An 18,495-nucleotide genomic window follows, 5' to 3' on the forward strand; every position below is an offset into this window, starting at 1 on the left:
CGTTCGGCGGGCGTTCTTCATGATTAATTCGTTTGGCGTGACTGTTTACTCCGTAATAATATCCTTTACCGTTTTCCCGCCGGGGATCATCGGCAGCACGTGTTCCTGGTAGGGAGTTTCCACGTCCAGAACGTAAGGGCCGTCGTAGGCGATCATCGCCTTGAGCGCAGGGATCAGGTCGGCCTTGTCTTTCACGTAGGCCGCACCGCAGCCGAAGCCGCGGGCGATGCTAACGAAGTCGGGATAGCGCTCTGGCGGGCCGATGCCGTCGCCTTCGCCTTTCCACTCAGGATTATCGATTGGCCCCAGGTAAGTGTGGGCCCGGTTTCCCTGCATGAAGCGATCTTCCCACTGCACGACCATTCCCAGGTGCTGGTTGTTGAGCAGCAGCACCTTTACCGGAAGTTTCTCGCAAGCGCAAGTCGCCAGCTCTTGGATGTTCATCAGGAAGCTGCCATCGCCGTCGATGTCAAAGACCAGCCGATCTGGGAAGGCTGTCTGAGCGCCCATCGCAGCAGGCAGGCCAAAGCCCATGGTGCCCAGGCCGCTACTGGAAAGCCAATTGCGTGGTTTGTCGAACTTGTAGAATTGGGCGGCCCACATTTGATGCTGTCCAACGCCGACAGCAACAACTGGATCCAGGTCGCGAGTGAGCTTATACAATTCATGAATGGCCAATTGCTGGGTAATGCCCGGGTAGCTTGCGTCGTAGCTGAAGGGATGCTCTTCTTTCCACTCTTTGCACTGAGCGACCCAGCCCGCGATATCTTCTGGTGGCTCAACAATCTTGTTGAGCTCTGTCAGGGCGTACTTCACATCGCTACAGATGGGAATGTGAGCTTCTTTATTCTTGTTTAGCTCGGAAGAGTCGATATCCACATGTATGATCTTGCCGTGCTTGCAGAACTCTTCCACTTTGCCAGTCACGCGATCGTCGAACCGAACGCCCAAGGCGATTAACAGGTCTGCCCCATCGACGGCCTTGTTGGCATAAACCGAACCATGCATGCCGAGCATATCGAGCGACAGCTCGTCTTCACCCGGAAAGGCTCCTAACCCCATGACGGTTGTGGTGATCGGAATGCCTGTCTTGGCGACCAGCTCGCGGAGTTGCTCGCTCGCCTCGGCAATGATAATGCCGCCACCAGCGTAGATAACCGGACGCTTGGCCAGCTTGATGGCCGCAGCTATCTGGTTGATTTGCTCTGGGCGGGCCTGCGGATCGTCGAACGAATAGCCGGGCAGGTCGAGCGTGGCATCGAAGTCGGGCACACACGAGTCGAGCTGTACGTCCTTAGGAATATCTACCAACACGGGCCCAGGGCGTCCTGAGGCAGCAATGAGGAACGCCTCCTTGAACACGCGAGCAAGGTCGTTCACGTCGGTCACCAAATAGTGATGCTTCGTGAGGCCGCGGCATGCTTCGACGACCGGCGTTTCTTGGAACGCATCGGTGCCGATAACCTTCGTAGGCACTTGCGCGGTAATAGCCACCATGGGAATGCTGTCGAGCTTGGCGTCGGCAATAGCGGTGATCAGGTTGGTAGCACCAGGGCCACTGGTGGCCATGCAAACGCCCACTTGACCTGTGCTGCGCGATATGCCCTGCGCAGCGAAGCCGCCGCCCTGTTCGTGGCGGGGCAGGATGGTGCGAATCTTGTCGCTGAATCGCGTGAGTGCTTGGTGCAAAGGCATGCTGCAACCACCGGGGTACGCGAAGATCACTTCCACGCCATGATTCACCAGCGACCGAATCACGATGTCAGCGCCAGAAGTCACGTCGCTCTTCGTTTTCGTCTTCTCAACAGTAGCCACAACTGCACCTCAGTTTACTTATGATCTGTAAAATCGAACGGATTTCCTAAAACCTCTTGGGCCGCATGGCAGGATCATGCCTGCACGAGTGGCGTAAACCTAACCATAGTAAGCGGATTTGCTCCCCAGAACAAGGATTTTCACCCCGTCTGTGGCTTAGCGGTGCTGCGGACTGGTTTGGCGGGCCGAATGGGTTGGCGGTTCCGCTAAGCCGCAAGCGGCACTTCAGCAGGACCGCTATGGCGACGGGGAAGTTCGCTGTGCCTGCAGTGCGGGGAAAATGCAGGGGCTATCCGTTCATCCGGCGGGGAATCGTGAAGGAGTAGAGAATCACGACCGCGCCACCGCCCATGAGGCTCCAGGGGGCCCACGCGGGTGGATCGAACGTGCGGACGGAATACCTCTCAGGGCTCCGCCGATCTGGGTATTTTATAGTCGCCTGCTCGAGCGCCAACGCTTCTACGCCTATCAATAGGCACGTAGCACCCAAAGCTAGAAAGAGGGATCGAAACATCGTCGGCTCCTCAGGGGAAGGAATTGGCAAGGGGAGTGGACTCTTGAAGAGGGCATCGGCACTTCCCTGCTATCACTGCAATAAGCCGTACATTTCGACAACGTGTGCGGATTTTATCGTTCCGCTGGTACGTGCTAGCACGATTGTGCGGTTTTTGGCCCGAGGTTCTTTTCTGCCCCCGTATTGATTCACGAGTAGTGTTCTCCTAGCATCCTTCGCGCGTGAATACCTTCCACCATCAAATTTGTCTCCACTCGCATGCCCAACCAACTTACTGTTATCGTTCCCTGCAAGAACGAGCTGTCGAACATCACTCACTGCGTTCAATCTGCCCTACTGGTAGCCGATGAAGTACTCATTGCCGATTCTGGTTCCACCGATGGCACGCTGGAGTTTGCGCAAAGTCATCCCGCTTGCCGCGTGGAGGAACGCGAATACCGCACTTCGGGCGACTTCAAGAATTGGGCGATTCCGCAGGCGACGCACAACTGGGTCATGATTCTCGACGCCGACGAACGCGTGACGCCGGCACTTGCCACGGAAATCAAAACGCTTCTCAACGGCGAGCCTGAGCAGGACGGCTACTGGATCTACCGCGCGAATCACCTCATGGGGCATCGCGTGAATCACACCGATTGGGCACGCGATAAAGTGTTGCGCCTATTTCAGCGAGACTTGGGACGCTACGAAGGGCCCAGCGATCATGGCGAAGTCGTCGTGTCGACAGGCAAGGTGGGAAAGCTAACCGAGCGCATGGACCACTACACGCTGTGGTCGTGGGGCGACTACATGAAGAAGTTCGATCGCTACACGCGTGTGCAAGCCGAACAGTGGTACGAAGCGGGCCGCAAGCCGAGCTGGAAACGCATGCTCTTCCAGCCGCCGCTGCGCTTCCTGCGCGACTACGTGTTCTTCAAAGGCTTTCTCGATGGCTGCGTAGGCATGCAAATCGCCTGGACGGCCGCCTTCTACAGCTACATGAAGCAAGCCCGGCTGTGGGAACTACACCACGGAATGCAGCACGGTGAGGTCGAGAAGCCAGTCCCAGCCTCAGAGGCCGAGTCGATAGCGGCATAGCAACGCTGTTGTTTTTCCGAGTAGAAACGACGAAATGGCATCGATTTGCGTAGATCGGCAGTAATAGTTTTACCACTAATGTGCGCTAATCGACGCTAATGAAGGAAGAGATCAATCGTCCAGGTATTCTGAGAGGATGAAACGTTGGTATTGTAGTTTGTCCGTTGGAGCAAAGTTGATCAGGTAGCCAACTGGCTGGCGGGTGACTCGCATGTAGTTGAGGAGTAGGGATTCGTGGTTCGAAGTGAGAGCCGAGACGGATTGTAGTTCGACTACGAAGTGTTGATGCACGAACAAGTCAGGGATGTATTTCGTTTCGAGCAATCTTTCTTTGTAGTAGACCCTCAGTTGCCGTTTTGATTGAAACGGAAGTTGACGCATTTGGAATTCAATTTCCAAACTCTGCTGATAGATTTCCTCGGACAGACCACCGCCCAGCACATTGTGCACTTCAAAGGCGGCGCCCAATAAATCGTACCCCTCTTGAGCCAGCGGCTGATCAGAAACAGCCATCACCACCTCCCCTTTCAATACAAAGTTATTAGCGTCCAATTGCGGACATTAGCGGTAAAAAACTAACCGCTAATGACCGCTCATGTTCGCTAATAGGCGACCAGTTTGCAAATTTGCGCAGGGTAGGTGCAGGTAACTGGCCTTCTGCTTTACTTTTCCGCATAAGAGCCGACCGTGCTTATCGTCTATCCCTACAGATTGTGGTTCTGGCAGAGTACAATAGGAGTCATGTCCTCAGCCTCTCGCCCCTGGTATCGCCTGCGAATTCGCACGCTGCTTCTGTTGCTCGTCCTCGTAGTCGTCGCGTGGAGTGTATACACCTACTGGAGCGACTACACCGAGCGCCATGCCCGAGTTTCGCGTGAATTGATGACACCCACTTCTGGAACGTCTTGCCGAGTACTGTTCCGAGGCGATGCGATCGGCGTGGAAAACTCCGGCGTCCGCTGGGGAGAGGTCAACGGCAGGGCAAACTATGTGCGTGGCGATTTCGTGAAAATGAATGAGCAGTGGCTGGTCATCGAGAGCGAGCAGAGCGAGAAAACCGTCGAACGCTGGATTCCTCGCGAGCAGGTGTTATTTATTGAGATTGAGAAGTAGAAGCAGGAACCACGCAGAGGATGTGGCAAGTCTCTCTGACAGGACTGTTTTTTTTGAACCACAAAGATCGCAAAGAGCACAAAGTAAGAAGGAAGAATCGAGTCTTATTCGAAAGGGAAAAGTAATGATCTTATCTCGCAAGGAGCTGATGATCTAATAGGCAAATTCTTTGCGATCTTCGCGGTTTCGAACGTATCGCTAGGAAGATTTGCTACGCACGCCTCAAGGGTATTCGTTAGATTCGTGCGATTCGTGGTCACTAAATACTTTGCCATGAAGGATCGTCATACACCTGCTGGGTCGCTCAATTTTGCTGTCGTGTTCTCGACTTTGCCAAATACGCACTCTGCGATAAGATGCCCTTGTGGCAAAAACATCTGAGGCGACGGAAACCGCCTCCCCGGTCGATGCGAGCGCCGCTGCGGCGATTCGTGACTTGCCCGGCTATCTTGAAACGCTCGACGACTTTACCGACGTACTCACCAGCCTCAAAGAAGGGCACGGAGGGACGCTCGGCGGAGTCTGGGGGTCTTCGCGCGCACTGGTCGCGGCCGCTTTGCAGCGGCGATGCGAGGGCACACTGCTGGTGGTCCTACCTCACGCGGCCGACATTGATGTATTTGCTAGCGATTGCGAGCTCTTCACTTCGGCCAGCATCGCAACGCTGCCCGCTTGGGAAACCGACGCCGGCGAGCGTGTGCTACACGACGAAATCTTCGGTACCCGACTGCGCGTACTCAAGGCTCTCGCTAAACCTAGTTCTAGCCGTGGGCCGCTTGAAGTTGTTATCACGTCGATTCAGAGTCTCTTGCAGCCAGTGCCTAGCGAAGATGATCTCGCAGCTGCAACGCGGAATATTGCCGTCGGCGAGGCGCTCGATGAGGCGGAATTGGCTCGCTGGCTCGTCGAGCATGGCTGCACGAACACGACGGCAGTGGAGCTGCCAGGTGAGTTCTCTGTGCGTGGCGGTATTCTCGATGTGTTCCCGCCCGATTCGCTCAATCCGTTTCGTATTGAATTATTCGGCGACGAGATCGAATCGATTCGCACATTCGACGTGGCCACACAGCGCAGCTTAGAAAACTTGCAAATTGCGCCGATCACGATGCTTGCTCCGAGCAGCGAAAGCCGCACGCACTTTGCCAGCTATTTGCCTCAAGGCAGCTGGGTGTTGCTGGTGGAACCCAACGAGCTTGAGGAGGAGGGACGCTACTACCACAAACGCCAAGAGAATGCAGAGAATTTTTTCGCCACGAGCACCACACTTGCCGAGCTGTACAAATTCCCCTCAGTCACCGCTTCCGGCGTGCCGAGTGGTTCTTACGAGACGACCGCACACTTGCAGTTTGAATCGGTCGAGCAGTTCTCCGGTGACGTGAGCCGGGTTCGCAATGAATTGGAAGTGGCCGCCGCTGGTCAGCAAGTATTTCTAGTTTGTGACGTCGAGGAGGAAGCCCAGCGACTAGCAGAGGTGTTTGCCGAGAGCCCGTTGCTAGCCCAGGGCGATCTGCACTTCACCCTTGGCCACTTGCGAAGCGGCTTTCGTATCGTGGGCCGACAAACGGTACTCATCAGTGCGGCTGAATTGTTCCAGCGCCAAGAACTGGCCCGCGGAAGCACGCGCCAAACGGGTCGCGCGATCGACAGTTTTCTTGAGCTGCGCGATGGCGATTTGGTCGTCCACTTGGCACACGGCATCGGACGCTATCGCGGTCTCAGACTCATCGAGAAAGCGGACCAAGCCGAAGAGCATCTGGAGCTCGAGTACGACGGCGGCACGCGCATCTTCGTGCCTGTCAGCAAGATCGAGCTAGTCCAAAAGTACATCGGCGGCCGCAAGGCAAAGCCGAAGCTGGCCAAAATTGGTGGCAAATCGTGGGCACGGCAAAAGCTGGCGGCTGAGAAAGCCGTCGTCGATATGGCCGCCGACATGATCCAAGTGCAAGCCACCCGTGCCGCTCGCCCGGGTATCGCTTTCCCAGACGATAGTCAGTGGATGGATGAATTCGAAGCAGCTTTCCCGTATCAAGAGACGCCTGATCAGCTGACTGCTATTGCCGCCATCAAAGGCGACATGCAAGAACACAAGCCGATGGACCGCCTCCTCTGCGGGGATGTTGGCTTCGGCAAGACCGAGATGGCCATTCGTGCAGCGTTCAAAGCCATCGACGCGGGCTATCAAGTCGCCGTGCTTGCACCGACCACAGTGCTGGCCGAACAACATCGCCGCACATTCACCCAACGCATGGCTGAGTTCCCCTTCAAGATTGCTTGCCTGTCTCGCTTCTGCACCGCCAAGGAACAACGCGAGATCGTGAAAGGCGCTGCTGAGGGAACCATCGATTTGGTGATCGGCACGCATCGCTTGGCTTCGCCTGATGTTTCATTCCAGAACTTGGGCTTACTGGTGATCGACGAGGAGCAACGCTTTGGCGTCGCAGTCAAGGAAAAACTGAAAGCCCTGCGTGCAGCCGTCGATGTGCTCACGATGACGGCGACGCCCATTCCGCGCACGTTGCACATGTCGCTGTTGGGCGTGCGGAGTATTTCCAACTTGGAAACGGCCCCCAAAGATCGTCTCGCGGTAGAAACTCGCGTATCACGTTTCGACGAGACGCTCCTACGACACGCAATCCTGCGAGAACTAAATCGCGATGGACAGATCTACTTTGTCCACAATCGAATTCACGACATCCAAAAAGTATCACAACGCTTGCAACAGATCGTGCCTGAAGCGACCGTCGGTATCGGTCATGGGCAGATGAGTGCTGGAGAGTTAGAGGAAGTCATGCTCGGCTTTGTGCGCAAAGACTACGACATCCTGCTAGCAACCACGATCATCGAGAGCGGGCTCGACATTCCCAACGCGAATACCATTTTCATCGACGATGCGGATCGCTACGGCCTTGCCGACCTGCACCAACTGCGTGGGCGCGTCGGCCGTTGGAAGCACCGGGCGTATTGTTATTTGCTAGTCGATGAGAATCGCCACTTGTCACCGGAAGCCGCACGACGCCTGCGGGCGATTGAGGAATTTAGCCAGATGGGTGCCGGCTTTGCTATCGCCATGCGCGACCTGGAACTTCGCGGTGCCGGGAACATCCTCGGCACGCAGCAAAGCGGGCATATCGCCACGGTGGGGTACGAACTGTACTGCACGCTACTCGAAAAGGCGGTCCGCCAATTGAAGCAACTGCCACCGAAACAATCGGTGGATGTGTCGGTTGATCTACCCATCATGGCTTACCTGCCGGGCAGCTATGTGCCGGACATGCGGATGAAGATCGATCTCTATCGCCGCCTCGCACGCGTAGCCACCGAAGAGGAACTCGACGACTTCAGCGGTGAGCTGGCCGACCGGTTCGGCACACCGACCGAAGCGGTTGAGGAGCTGCTGCGCGTCACGCGGCTGCGAATCTGGGCCTACCAGCACGATATCCATGCGATTCATCTGGAGGACCAGTACGTCGTACTAACCTTCAGCGAGCGGGCGAAAATCGAACGCCTAGTTGCTAGCAGTGCCGGAAGACTGCGCATTGCCGACAAGCGTAGCGCGTATCTGCCATTGATCGCAGATGTCGACGATTCGCAAGCGGTGCTGGCGGAAGTGGAATCGCTCTTGCAACCAGCGGGGGTCGGTGCCTAAACTCCTGCCGCGCTGCGATTTCACGTTTGCTTGCTAGCAGCGAAGATGCCCCAGTGATCCCCTCCCAGTCTTGAGAAAACTCCGCCGAGGACACTCCGCTGTTTCCTTTTGCAAAACCAATACGACTCGTTGCGCTGGCGCTCATCGCTTGCGGCTTAGCCGCGGAATCCTGTCTTGCGCAATCGCCCTTCGCTCCGCCGCCATTGCCGGCCACTGGAAGTGCTGCTCCTTCCAGCGTACGTGGTATTTATGATCCTAATCGGGCTCCTACGGGGCCCGTTGCGCCGTTGGTTGATCCTGGTGCGATGACAACCCGTGTTGGAACCTCAGTTAAGCCGCAAGCGGGTGTGATTACGCCTACGCCTGTGGGGACTGCCCAGCCGGTTGAGGGCGGGCAGATCATTGCTCGCATCGACGGACAAGTTGTGCTTGCCAGCGATTTGCTGTGGCAAGTCAACCAAATCGTTGAGCTCAATCGCGATCGCATTCCCGATGAGGAACTCGATACCGTTCGCCAAATGCTCCTGGAGAAGCAGCTCGTTAGCACGATCGATACCAAATTGCTCTATGCAGATTTTGTTGGCACCATCCCTGCCGAAAACCTTCCCAAGGTGAAGACGAGTCTCGCCAAAGCGTTCGAGGAGCATGAAGTTCCCCGTTTGATCAAGATGATGAAAGTGAAAGATCAAACTGAGTTGGAAGCGAAGATCACGTCCTACGGCGGATCGATGAAGGACATCCAGCAACAGTTTTTTGAACGCTCAATTGCCGGCGAATGGCTACGGCAACGCACGCCGAAGCCCAAAGAAGTTACGCACGAGCAAATGCTCACGTATTACAATCAGCACACTACCGACTTCGAATTCCCCACTCAAGCACGTTGGGAAGAAGTGATGGTTCGTTTTGATCGCTTCAATGGCGATCGCGAAGCGGCTTGGCGGGCGCTGGCTAAGATGGGGAACGACATCTGGCAACAAGTAGCCGCTAATCCCAATCTACGCGGGCCGGTCTTTACAGCTGTGGCCCAAGATCGTTCGCAAGGCTTTACCGCCAAAGATGGCGGCATCCACGAGTGGACCGTGATTGGCGATCTGAAGTGCGAGGACATCAACAAAGCGCTAGCCAACTTGGAAGTGGGGCAGATGAGCGACCCGATCGTCAGTAGCCGGGGCTTTCATTTGGTGCGCGTAATTGAGCGAAAACAGGCAGGCCGTACTCCGTTTACCGAAGCGCAAACGAGCATTCGCAAGACGCTTGAAGACAAGCAGAAGAGCGGACTGGCGATGGCTGAGATGGAGAAGATGCGTAAGCAAGCGCAAGTGTGGACCCACTTCCACGGGGAACTCCCTACTGCGAGGCTCACGGAACTGCTCGACGCGCGACAAAGACGATAGACCATAGCGAGGGGGCAATCTTGCTCGGGCGGTCCGTTGATCCGCGGCTATTTCCCTCTAGCCTTCTAGCTCTTTGCCTAGAGCGTAGATCTCTAGCGCATCGAGCACTTGGTCGTTGCCATCGAAGAGTCTAGCGACGGCTGCCTTGTGGATTTTCATTTTCGTACCGCCGACTCCTAGCGCGCCGTAACACAAGTGGCCGTCTCGCTGGACGGCATGGTCTTGCACTTCGACACCCCCTAAACCCAGCGGTGGGACGGCGTTGAGATCTAATGCCACTTCTAGCGAACTGCATTCTGCTCGCAACTCGGCCGATGCCAGTTCGACCGCCGGTGGACCAGAAGCGACAAGCACTTGCGTGCCCTCCAAAGCGGCGGGCATGGCTTGCGGGTTGGATGTCTCTAACGGTTGAAGGTGGGCATCTGCGACAACCGCTTTCACTTCTTTACACGTCTGCTCAGCCGCTTCGAGTTTGCGGGAACAGACTCGCACGCTGGCTCCTTCTTCGGCGAGCAATCGCACCACACGTTTACCGACTGAGCCGGTCGCCGCCAGTACCGTCGCTTGTAGGCCGCGCAACGACACATGCCGTCGCGCTGCCAGTACCGTCGCAGCGGCCGTGGTGTTCGCTCCGTTACTATCGAGCATCACCGAGGTGCGCATCGGCCCGAAGAATGCGTCTTGTACTTCTGCCATCACCGCTTCGCCAGCAGTGACATTTGACCCGCCGACGAAGACAGCAGTGGATTGCAAGTCTTCAATACCGCGCGTGAAGATAGCCCCGTAGACCAAGTTCCTCACAACCTCAGGCGTGACTCCACCGTGACGGAATAGCTGATCGACCCCTGCATCCACGGCTACGACGCCATCAAACACGCTCGGCTGGGGATCGGTATCGAGGCAAACGAGAATTTTGGCTTTGGACATTTAAGTAGGGTCCGCTGTGCGGACCATTTGTTCGAGCTTAGGAGACGAGTAGATGAACGTCGCTGATAAATGGCACCTTTATTTTGCAACCACGCTAGGTGGTCCGCACTGTGCTATTAATCCGCACAGCGATATTGGTCCGCACAGAGGCCGTGAATTTTTCTCAACCGGGCCTGAGGTCCTAGTGCTCGGGGGTTCTTTCTTGAAAGGTTGGTTGTGTCGTTGTTAAACACCCCTGTTTGCTAAAGTTGCTTGGGATGCTGACGACCCGATGGCGTTGGCATCCTTGCCTGATCATCACAAGCTTACCCGGTCGCTTGCCGCCGTAAATCAAGTGTTCTCTGGAAGTTGTGCGCTAGTGCCTGCCATAAACAGATCGCTCTGGCTTTCAGCAACCCTCGAACCGGGAACTGACCCAGCCCCCGATTCCGACAGCCGGCGTTGGGGAACTCAGCAGTCGCACTGCGCTGCTGATAGATCTCTTTCGCTGTGGAAGTGCCCATCCGGGCACGCCACCGCTTGACCTCTTCGCTATCGCCTTTCACCGGAGCAAACGGGTCGATCCCCTTGGACTCCTTACGTGTTTGCTCCATGATCGGCAGGTACGTTGTGATACCCGCCTGCTCAAGGGCAGTAATGTCGTCCAGCTTCACGAAGCCCCCATCGGCCAGGTACTGCTCGGGAGCCTGCTGGTAGCGCCGCTCAAGTTGATCAATCAAGGGCTTCATCTGACCACCGTCAGTCCCCGCATTGACCACATCCACACCAGCAATCACCAGCGTATCGGTCGTCGTCGCAAACTGTACGTTATAGGCCGGACGAAAGCCCCCATCGGCCATCTTCATCTTGCGTGCTTCGGGGTCGGTGGTCGAAGCGCGTGCTTCGCTACCAGAACCCTTCTTACGACGCTCCATTTTCGGAACGAGCGTTTCACGCTCTTCTAAAGCCGCTTCAATACGCTCCTGCCGCTCACGAGCCGCACGCACCCGTGCTGCCTGTTCACGACGGTTCTCAACCCCGACATCTTCTTCGCTCTCCCTCTGAAGTGTTTCCAGATGTTGCTCCGCCTGGGCGAGGCATTCATCGAGGGTGGGCTTCCTGCGGAAGGAACTCGAACTGGCCGATGCGCGAACACGCATCCCGTCTTGGGCCAGGCTGTTGAGTTCAATGAGTCCCTGGTGCAGCAGCGTGGCCACGCTTTGAGTGAGCAGGTCGTCGAGAAACTCATGGTGTTGGGTGCGAAAGTCGCTCAGCGTATGGTAATTCACGCTCACTTCGCCACAGATCCACAGGTAAGCCAAGTGTTCTTGGCAGAGCTTAGCGAGTCGACGAGCGGAGGTGACTCCCTCGACGGTGGCGAAGAGCCACAACGAGAGGAGAATCTTTGGATCGATCGGATTGCGACCAGCATTCCCATCCACCGCCTTAATCTTCTGATACAAGAGCGTCAGGTCGAGTCCTTCCACGTAGGCCCAAATCAGTCGCGCTGCGTGATCTTCAGCAAGCAAGTGATCGAGTGCGAGCGGGCGAAACTCGATCTGTCGTCGCTCAGCACGCTGAAAACGGGCCGTGCCGGTCTGTGTGGTACGTTCCATCAAGAACCTCCATCGCAAAGCATGTTAGAATCAAAGCAGTCACCGATTCTAAATTCTTAGCTGCCGAGTAGGTAGCTGAATAATTCACAAGCTCACAGCGGACCCTACAGAAAAAACCACGCGCCGTTGCCGACGCGTGGCTTGATTCTTCGTGACTACGGCATCTCTGCAATCGTGATCCTCACGCTTAGAAGCCGCGATAAGGATGGGCGGCTGATTCCTTACCTTCGATCATCTCGTCAGCTGAAGGGCTTCCCTCCATGGCATTCTTAATGGCCATTTTGGTCGCTTCGTAGTTGTAATCGTAAATCTTCTTGTCGTCGGCTGCTTCGGGGTGAATGAACACACCGCACACACAAACGAGGTCTTCGGCTTGTCCCTTGTCGATCACGCCGTCGGCGACGCTATCGGCAACGGCCTTCGCGACAGCTGCTTGGGCGGGGCCAAACATCTGCACCGCTTGGCGCATGCCCTTGATAGTGACCTTGGTGATCATGACGGTCGCCGGCTTGACCGCTAGATTGGGTTCCAGCACGGCCAGCAAATTCGAATGCCCGTCACTCTGGCGAGCCAGAGCATTTGCAAAGGCGGTGCCGACGGGGCCCTCTTTGCTACCGATCATCAGATCGATATGTGCGATTTCATTGCCGTCGCCGGTGAGTGCTTCTCCGATGAACATGCTCATGGTTTTGTTACTCCAAAGTGGGGGTCGTGCGGTGGGCAGTTGTGTTGAGCCTTGCACGAATGATTTCCGCAACGCGATTTGGAACACGTCGCGCGGTGGCCAAGCCACAGTTTTCTAGTACATTGCTAAGTGTCGGCCCGAATCGTCAATTTTCCGAATCGGGACGAGCCGCACAGGATACCGCACTGGGGCAGCCGATTTCAACCGGCCCAGGACCGGCTGTGCATAGCACTACGGCTAGAGTCTCTATATTACATTTGGAGAAGAATATCGGGTAAATAAGCGTTTCTGGACAAACTGGCCATTTCCTGCGACAATTCAGGATGAGGCCTTTTCGTAGACACCCTACGCTATATTTGGTTTTATTGTCTTCGAAGCATCTGCGGACTGCGCCTCGTTTTGTCCAGGTTAGTAGTATCACCCACGGTGAGCGTTTCTTAGAGGCAAACGCTTGCCGAGGTTCCACTACTGGCTGCTCCCCCCACTTGTCTTGAGTTTAGAACGAACAGAGGAGACCCTCCATGATTCCAAACACTGCGAAGCGACACTCCCGCATCCACCATCACCGCCATGTAGGCTTCACGCTCGTCGAACTGCTGGTGGTAATCGCCATCATCGGCACGCTCGTTGGTTTGCTTTTGCCAGCCGTACAAGCGGCTCGCGAAGCAGCACGGAATAACACGTGTAAGAATCGTATGGGGCAGTTGCAGAAGGGCATCTCGCTGCGTGAATCTTCGACGGGTGACTATCCTGGTTACATTAATAAGCTTGGCATCGCGGGTGCAGGCATTGCAAATCAGACACGTGCCAGTTGGGTAGTGATGACTTTTCCACACATTGAACAAACTGCACTCTGGGATAGATGGAATCAAGGCTTTGGATCCCCACCCAACCTGACGAATGCCTACTCAAACATCGAAATCTTGTCTTGCCCGAGCGATCCCGCAGAGATCCTCGGTGCGCCAATTCTCTCTTATTCAGCCAACGCTGGTTTTATTCAGCGCGATCCTACGTCTGAATCGGGAAATGTAACGGAGAACGCAGCCAATGGTGTATTCTTCGATCTAACTCGTGTCGAAGATGGAAATGGAAATTCAACTGGAGTTCCTGGCCCCGCAGATATTCGTGATACGCCAGGTCCTGATGCGAAGATTACGATGACACCGGCTTACATCCAGGCCAAGGGTGATGGACTGACCGGCACGATCATGCTCTCTGAAAACCTGAATGCTGTCTTCTGGGGATATCGGTCTGTCGACGACTACACGAGCAATGCTCCCGACAGGAAGTTCCACTTCGGAATTTGCTGGGAACAACCAGTCGTGGTTGCACAAGCGCCTGGTAGTACTCCAAATGACAAGCTGGACGACAGAGCCCGGCGAATAAATGGCCAGAAAGGAAATGCTGCGGATCATTTTGGAAATGATGATATCTCGATGGGCGATATGGTGGTCAACGATGGCTTCCCGTCAAGCAATCATCCCGGTGGTGTAAATGCTGCCTTCTGTGGTGGTTCGCTACGATTTATTACTGACCAAATCGAGCCTTTCGTTTACGCACAACTCATGACCTCGAATTCCAAGAAGTCTGACCTGCAGTTCAATGGTGTGCAAGAAAAGGACCAACCTCAACCTTCGGATGCCGACTACTAAGGCAACCGAGTCGAGAAAAGCATCCTAACGAGGCGTCGCGTACTGCGTGGCGCCTCGTTTTTGTTTGCAGGGCAGGTCTCGCAGCTAGATCGTTTTCGAGTTCGCTGGTGCGACTCAATTCGTTGAGTAGCCGGCGAGCTACGCCTCGCCCGGACGCCTCGCCCGGACTCTGCGACCCTGGCACTCAGGCGAACTGCAAAGTCGACATTCCAATCCTCCCGGACTCTGGAACTGCATCACCGATCTGAGAACTGCTCTAGTCGGTACAAGTTCTCGACGGGCCGTGATGAACGTAATCACGTGTTCCCCCGCTGTCGTTTTGGCTGGCGAGTGAGTACGATCAGAGGTGTGCTCTACCGTGTCGGCCAGTTTCTGAATTCCCATCGCTACGCAGTCATCATCGCCTGGCTTGTGCTGGCTGGTGGACTGAAGCTCACCGCTCCCAGTTGGACGAGCGTGGCAACCGATGGCGACCTTGAACAACTCCCTGCCGACACCACCAGTGCAAGGGCCGCTCGACTCAACCGCTTAGCCTTCCCTGAGGATCGCGCTCTTAGCTCCATCGTGCTGGTATTCGCTCGCGAAGGGGTTCCGCTGATCCAGCAAGATCGGCAGTTCATTCTGGCGATGGCCAAAACGCTCAGCGAACGAACCGATTTGCCGTTCAGTACTCCGCGCAGCGACGAGGGTCCGGACCTCAGTGTCTGGACGGAGAGAACCCCCGTCATTGGCCCCATGCTGAAGAACGAGTCGGGCTCCGCCCAAAGAGTGGTTGTGCAGCTTACGAACGACTTCATGGCTACCGACAATATCCGTGTGTTGGAGGTCGTGGAGCAAACTCTTTTGCAATTCCAGCCGCAAGCACCTGCCGGTCTGGCCATGGGAATCTCCGGTTCAGCCGCTATCGGTGGCGACATGCTTTCTGCCGCCTCGGAGAGCTTGCGTAGTACCCACCTCACAACTTTGTTGCTGGTGTTTACGGCGCTCATGTTGATTTACCGATCGCCCCGATTGGTTGTGATTCCGCTACTTGTGATCACCTTGTCAGCTTCGGTATCACTCGATCTGCTCGCTCTGATGGCTGAGTTCAGTCAAAACCATCCAGACCTCTGGCCGACGATCCGTGTGTTCACCACGACGAAAATCTTTGTCATTGTACTACTCTTTGGAGCGGGGACTGACTACTGCTTATTCCTAATTGCCCGCTTCAGGGAATTGCTCGACACCGATTCCCACCGTGTGGAATCTCAGGGTGAGGCAGTCGCTCAGTCTCTAGATCGTGTCGGGCTGGCACTGGCGGCCAGCGCACTGACGACTGTCGTGGGCCTCACCATGATGGGCTTCGCAGAGTTTGGGAAATTCGCCTACAGCGGCCCTGCCATTGCGGTGAGTCTGCTTGTGACACTCGTCGTGTGTCTGACGCTAGCCCCCGCCTTGCTCTCGACGCCGTTGGCTGCGCCTCGGAGCAATGGCGCTGCAAAGACCCCCGATGCCGTTTCTTCGGAGCAAAGGCGCGCCGCGTCGCCGTGGTGGAATGAGATCGCACAGCGAGTTACCCGACGACCCGGCGTGGTGCTTGCGGCAAGTCTGCTCGTTGCCTTGCCACTCGCTTGGCACGGTTGGTCGACGCCGGTTTCCTACGACCTATATAGCGAACTCCCCTCCGGCCGAATAAGCCGTCAGGGCACGCGTCTGCTCCAACGCCACTTCCCTCCGGGTGAGTTGGGCCCGCTGACGGTGCTTGCCTTTTCACCCGATGCAGAATTAGATACCGCCGAAGGTCGCATCGCCATCGCGCGACTAGTCAAGCCGTTGACTGATCTCCCGGGCGTCGCCAAAGTGCGAAGTCTCGATCAACCGACCGGCGATCCACCCGGTACCGTGCGACTGGGCTCGGTAGAAGGACTTGCGGCACTCGCAGCGAAGTCCAATCCGCAAACCAAGGCAGCATTCGTCTCTACCTCGTCACCACTGGCAGGAGAAGTCACGCGTTTGAGATTGGTGCTCGACCACGAACCTTTTTCTGCTGAAGCGGTAGCGACGTGCGATCGTATTTTGGAAACGCTCAATCAAATGAAGGTAGACAAAGAGTCCGACTGGTACGGCGCTACCTTCGAGCTCTCGGGCCCCACGGCAGGCATTCGCGACTTGGAGAATATCACCCAGTCGGATCGACGTCGAATCGAAGTGCTCGTCGCCGGGGCTGTATTCCTTGTCTTGCTATTGCTACTGCGCCGCCCGCTGGTGTGTTGCTACCTAATTTTCACAGTCGTGGTTAGCTACTTGGTCACCTTGGGACTCATCAGTCTCATTTTCCAAAGCTTCGACGGCTATGCTGCTGGCACTCTATTGACCGGAGAAGTCGCCTGGGCGGGCGTGAATTGGAAAGTGCCCGTGTTCCTGTTCGTCATCCTCACCGCAGTCGGTCAGGACTACAATATCTACCTAGTGACCCGCGTTTTTGAAGAGCAACGCCGTCTGGGCCCCATCGCCGGACTACGCAAAGCCGTGGTGCAAACCGGCAGCATCATCACGAGCTGCGGCTTGATCATGGCAGGCACGTTCGTCTCCATGATGACCGGCAGCCTGCGCGGGATGATTGAACTGGGAGCTGCGCTCTCGCTGGGAATTGTTCTGGACACGTTCGTCGTGAGGACGATCTTAGTACCAGCGTTCTTGGCGCTGTTGGCACGTCGGAAGTAGGGTCCTCTGTGCGGACCACTTGAAGAGGCTGCATCGCTCCCCGGACAAGCTGCCGCCCCCAGGTCCGCGCAGCCGACCCTAACCGCCACTGATCACCGCCCAGGTAATCAACGCCGCCAGCACGCCGAAGACGACCAGCATTCGCAGAGTTCGGTTGCCTGACGAATCTACCTCCAGAGGTGGCAGATCGTGCGTTAGCTCACGGGACTCCTCACCGAACTTGTCTTCCAAGCGATCGCGGATTAGGCCCTGCACACTTCTTGCATTGAAGGGGCGGTCCTGCGCGTCCTTCGCTAGCAAATTCATGATGAGCTCTTCCAGCCAGTCGGGACAATCGACGCCGTACTCGGCCAATGGCTTAGGTTGTTTATGGAGATGCTGGTCCCAAATCTGTGCAAAGTTCGCGCCCGTATAAGGAGGTCTACCTGCGAGCATTTCGTAAAGCACGCAGCCTAGTGAATACAAGTCTGCTTGCGCAGTGATCTCGCCATCGGCGGTGATTTGTTCCGGCGACATGTATGCATAAGTGCCTACCGTAATGCCGTCGGCGGTGATGTCTGTCTCGTGCGTATCGCGCGCGATACCAAAATCTCCCAGCACGACGTCCCCCGAGTCGTCGAAGAACAGGTTGCTTGGCTTCAAGTCGCGATGGATGATGCCGTGGTTGTGCGCATGTTGCAATGCCGAGGCAATTTGCGACGCGTAGGCTGCCGCTTGGGGCCAAGGTAGCGGACCGTGCTGAGTGAGTCGGTCTTTCAGCGAGCCGTGCTCCAGCAATTGCATTGCATAAAAATACTGCCCATCAAGGATGCCCCCGCCGTAGTGGCGGACGATGTGCGGATGGTTGAGCTTCTGCATGATTACGATTTCGCGCTGAAATCGATCGACGATATTCGGATCGTGCGCGATGTTCGGATGCAGGAGCTTCACCGCAACCGGCTCCTCGAAGTCGGGACTGGTGGCCCGAAACACGGCTCCCACTGTGCCGATTCCCATCTGCTCATGCAGCTGAAATGTGCTCTTAGTCGGGATGAATTTCATCCGCCGCGGCGAGGGGTTGGAAGGTGTGAGGCTCATCGCTGGGGAAGCAACCGGGGACGGATCTATCTAGAAAATCAGTAATACTGCGTTGCACGCACTGTGGCGGGACGGCAGGTTATTGGCAGATTCTATCATACGATACAGGTTCGGTGGTATGAACGGGTAAGCTTGGCAGAGCTGCTCAGGGAGCGGATTTTCGTCAAAACAGGCTGTCTGGCATCTAGTCGCGGGCCGTTTCACTGCCTACGATATGGGCTTGGTCTTTTGCGGTCGCTTGGTCTCTGGGGATGGTCTCTGAGAACTCAAGGGGCACCGCAAAGCGTCAAACCCTTC

At 56.1% G+C, this 18,495-nt stretch carries 13 protein-coding genes; 6 read left to right on the forward strand and 7 right to left on the reverse strand.

Annotated features, from left to right (window positions below; genetic code table 11):
- Nucleotides 1-45: 45 nt before the first annotated feature.
- Together ilvB and HG15A2_RS03420 are read right to left on the reverse strand one after the other, a co-directional pair.
- Nucleotides 46-1,815, reverse strand: a complete 1,770-nt coding sequence (gene ilvB, locus HG15A2_RS03415) for a biosynthetic-type acetolactate synthase large subunit (protein WP_145057856.1) — start codon at nt 1,813-1,815, stop codon at nt 46-48.
- Between the two features lie 289 nt (nt 1,816-2,104).
- Complete coding sequence (locus tag HG15A2_RS03420) at nt 2,105-2,329, reverse strand: hypothetical protein (RefSeq protein WP_145057858.1); 225 nt, start codon at nt 2,327-2,329, stop codon at nt 2,105-2,107.
- Nucleotides 2,330-2,587: 258 nt separating this feature from the next.
- Here HG15A2_RS03420 and HG15A2_RS03425 point away from each other — a divergent pair, with 258 nt between their 5' ends.
- Nucleotides 2,588-3,406 (forward strand): glycosyltransferase family 2 protein, encoded by an 819-nt coding sequence (locus tag HG15A2_RS03425; RefSeq protein WP_145057860.1) that lies wholly within the window; start codon nt 2,588-2,590, stop codon nt 3,404-3,406.
- A gap of 111 nt (nt 3,407-3,517) precedes the next feature.
- Here the strand turns inward: HG15A2_RS03425 and HG15A2_RS03430 are convergent, their stop codons facing one another.
- Nucleotides 3,518-3,919 carry a GxxExxY protein gene (locus HG15A2_RS03430; RefSeq protein ID WP_145057862.1) on the reverse strand — a complete coding sequence of 134 codons (402 nt, stop codon included), beginning with the start codon at nt 3,917-3,919 and terminating at the stop codon, nt 3,518-3,520.
- A 228-nt stretch (nt 3,920-4,147) separates the two neighbouring features.
- On the opposite strand from HG15A2_RS03430, the gene HG15A2_RS03435 reads away from it, so the two are divergent.
- From HG15A2_RS03435 to HG15A2_RS03445, 3 genes are all read left to right on the forward strand, one after another.
- The gene (locus HG15A2_RS03435) at nt 4,148-4,519 is read left to right on the forward strand and encodes a hypothetical protein (protein WP_145057864.1); all 372 of its coding nucleotides are present in this window, start codon (nt 4,148-4,150) and stop codon (nt 4,517-4,519) included.
- Between the two features lie 364 nt (nt 4,520-4,883).
- Complete coding sequence (gene mfd, locus HG15A2_RS03440) at nt 4,884-8,165, forward strand: transcription-repair coupling factor (protein WP_145057866.1); 3,282 nt, start codon at nt 4,884-4,886, stop codon at nt 8,163-8,165.
- 305 nt (nt 8,166-8,470) lie between these two features.
- A complete protein-coding gene (locus tag HG15A2_RS03445) occupies nt 8,471-9,559 on the forward strand; it encodes a peptidylprolyl isomerase (RefSeq protein WP_145057868.1) in 1,089 nt (362 codons plus the stop codon).
- Nucleotides 9,560-9,616: 57 nt separating this feature from the next.
- Here HG15A2_RS03445 and HG15A2_RS03450 read toward each other — a convergent pair whose 3' ends face one another.
- The 3 genes from HG15A2_RS03450 to fae all read right to left on the reverse strand — a co-directional run bounded on the left by HG15A2_RS03450 (nt 9,617) and on the right by fae (nt 12,766).
- Nucleotides 9,617-10,486, reverse strand: a complete 870-nt coding sequence (locus tag HG15A2_RS03450; RefSeq protein WP_145057870.1) for an NAD(P)-dependent methylenetetrahydromethanopterin dehydrogenase — start codon at nt 10,484-10,486, stop codon at nt 9,617-9,619.
- Between the two features lie 305 nt (nt 10,487-10,791).
- Entirely contained in the window at nt 10,792-12,081 is a 1,290-nt protein-coding gene (locus HG15A2_RS03455) for an IS1182 family transposase (RefSeq protein ID WP_145056780.1), read from the reverse strand.
- 187 nt (nt 12,082-12,268) lie between these two features.
- Nucleotides 12,269-12,766, reverse strand: a complete 498-nt coding sequence (fae, locus tag HG15A2_RS03460; RefSeq protein WP_145057872.1) for a formaldehyde-activating enzyme — start codon at nt 12,764-12,766, stop codon at nt 12,269-12,271.
- 521 nt (nt 12,767-13,287) lie between these two features.
- On the opposite strand from fae, the gene HG15A2_RS03465 reads away from it, so the two are divergent.
- Together HG15A2_RS03465 and HG15A2_RS03470 are read left to right on the forward strand one after the other, a co-directional pair.
- On the forward strand, nt 13,288-14,418 hold the full coding sequence (locus tag HG15A2_RS03465) for a DUF1559 family PulG-like putative transporter (protein WP_145063908.1): 1,131 nt from the start codon (nt 13,288-13,290) through the stop codon (nt 14,416-14,418).
- Between the two features lie 348 nt (nt 14,419-14,766).
- Nucleotides 14,767-17,121: an MMPL family transporter gene (locus HG15A2_RS03470; RefSeq protein ID WP_218932303.1), complete on the forward strand. Its 2,355-nt coding sequence runs from the start codon at nt 14,767-14,769 to the stop codon at nt 17,119-17,121.
- Nucleotides 17,122-17,199: 78 nt separating this feature from the next.
- Here the strand turns inward: HG15A2_RS03470 and HG15A2_RS03475 are convergent, their stop codons facing one another.
- Nucleotides 17,200-18,198, reverse strand: a complete 999-nt coding sequence (locus tag HG15A2_RS03475; RefSeq protein ID WP_145057876.1) for a serine/threonine protein kinase — start codon at nt 18,196-18,198, stop codon at nt 17,200-17,202.
- Between the last annotated feature and the right edge of the window lie 297 nt (nt 18,199-18,495).

The sequence above is a fragment of the Adhaeretor mobilis genome, assembly GCF_007741515.1.
Classification (GTDB): domain Bacteria; phylum Planctomycetota; class Planctomycetia; order Pirellulales; family Lacipirellulaceae; genus Adhaeretor; species Adhaeretor mobilis.

Bases quoted from the DNA above. Each gene is read 5' to 3' on its own strand.
- HG15A2_RS03420 (WP_145057858.1), bottom strand. From the start codon at position 2,329: ATGTTTCGATCCCTCTTTCTAGCTTTGGGTGCTACGTGCCTATTGATA.
- HG15A2_RS03425 (WP_145057860.1), top strand. From the start codon at position 2,588: ATGCCCAACCAACTTACTGTTATCGTTCCCTGCAAGAACGAGCTGTCG.
- HG15A2_RS03430 (WP_145057862.1), bottom strand. From the start codon at position 3,919: ATGGCTGTTTCTGATCAGCCGCTGGCTCAAGAGGGGTACGATTTATTG.
- HG15A2_RS03435 (WP_145057864.1), top strand. From the start codon at position 4,148: ATGTCCTCAGCCTCTCGCCCCTGGTATCGCCTGCGAATTCGCACGCTG.
- HG15A2_RS03445 (WP_145057868.1), top strand. From the start codon at position 8,471: ATGACAACCCGTGTTGGAACCTCAGTTAAGCCGCAAGCGGGTGTGATT.
- HG15A2_RS03450 (WP_145057870.1), bottom strand. From the start codon at position 10,486: ATGTCCAAAGCCAAAATTCTCGTTTGCCTCGATACCGATCCCCAGCCG.
- HG15A2_RS03455 (WP_145056780.1), bottom strand. From the start codon at position 12,081: ATGGAACGTACCACACAGACCGGCACGGCCCGTTTTCAGCGTGCTGAG.
- fae (WP_145057872.1), bottom strand. From the start codon at position 12,766: ATGAGCATGTTCATCGGAGAAGCACTCACCGGCGACGGCAATGAAATC.
- HG15A2_RS03465 (WP_145063908.1), top strand. From the start codon at position 13,288: ATGATTCCAAACACTGCGAAGCGACACTCCCGCATCCACCATCACCGC.
- HG15A2_RS03475 (WP_145057876.1), bottom strand. From the start codon at position 18,198: ATGAGCCTCACACCTTCCAACCCCTCGCCGCGGCGGATGAAATTCATC.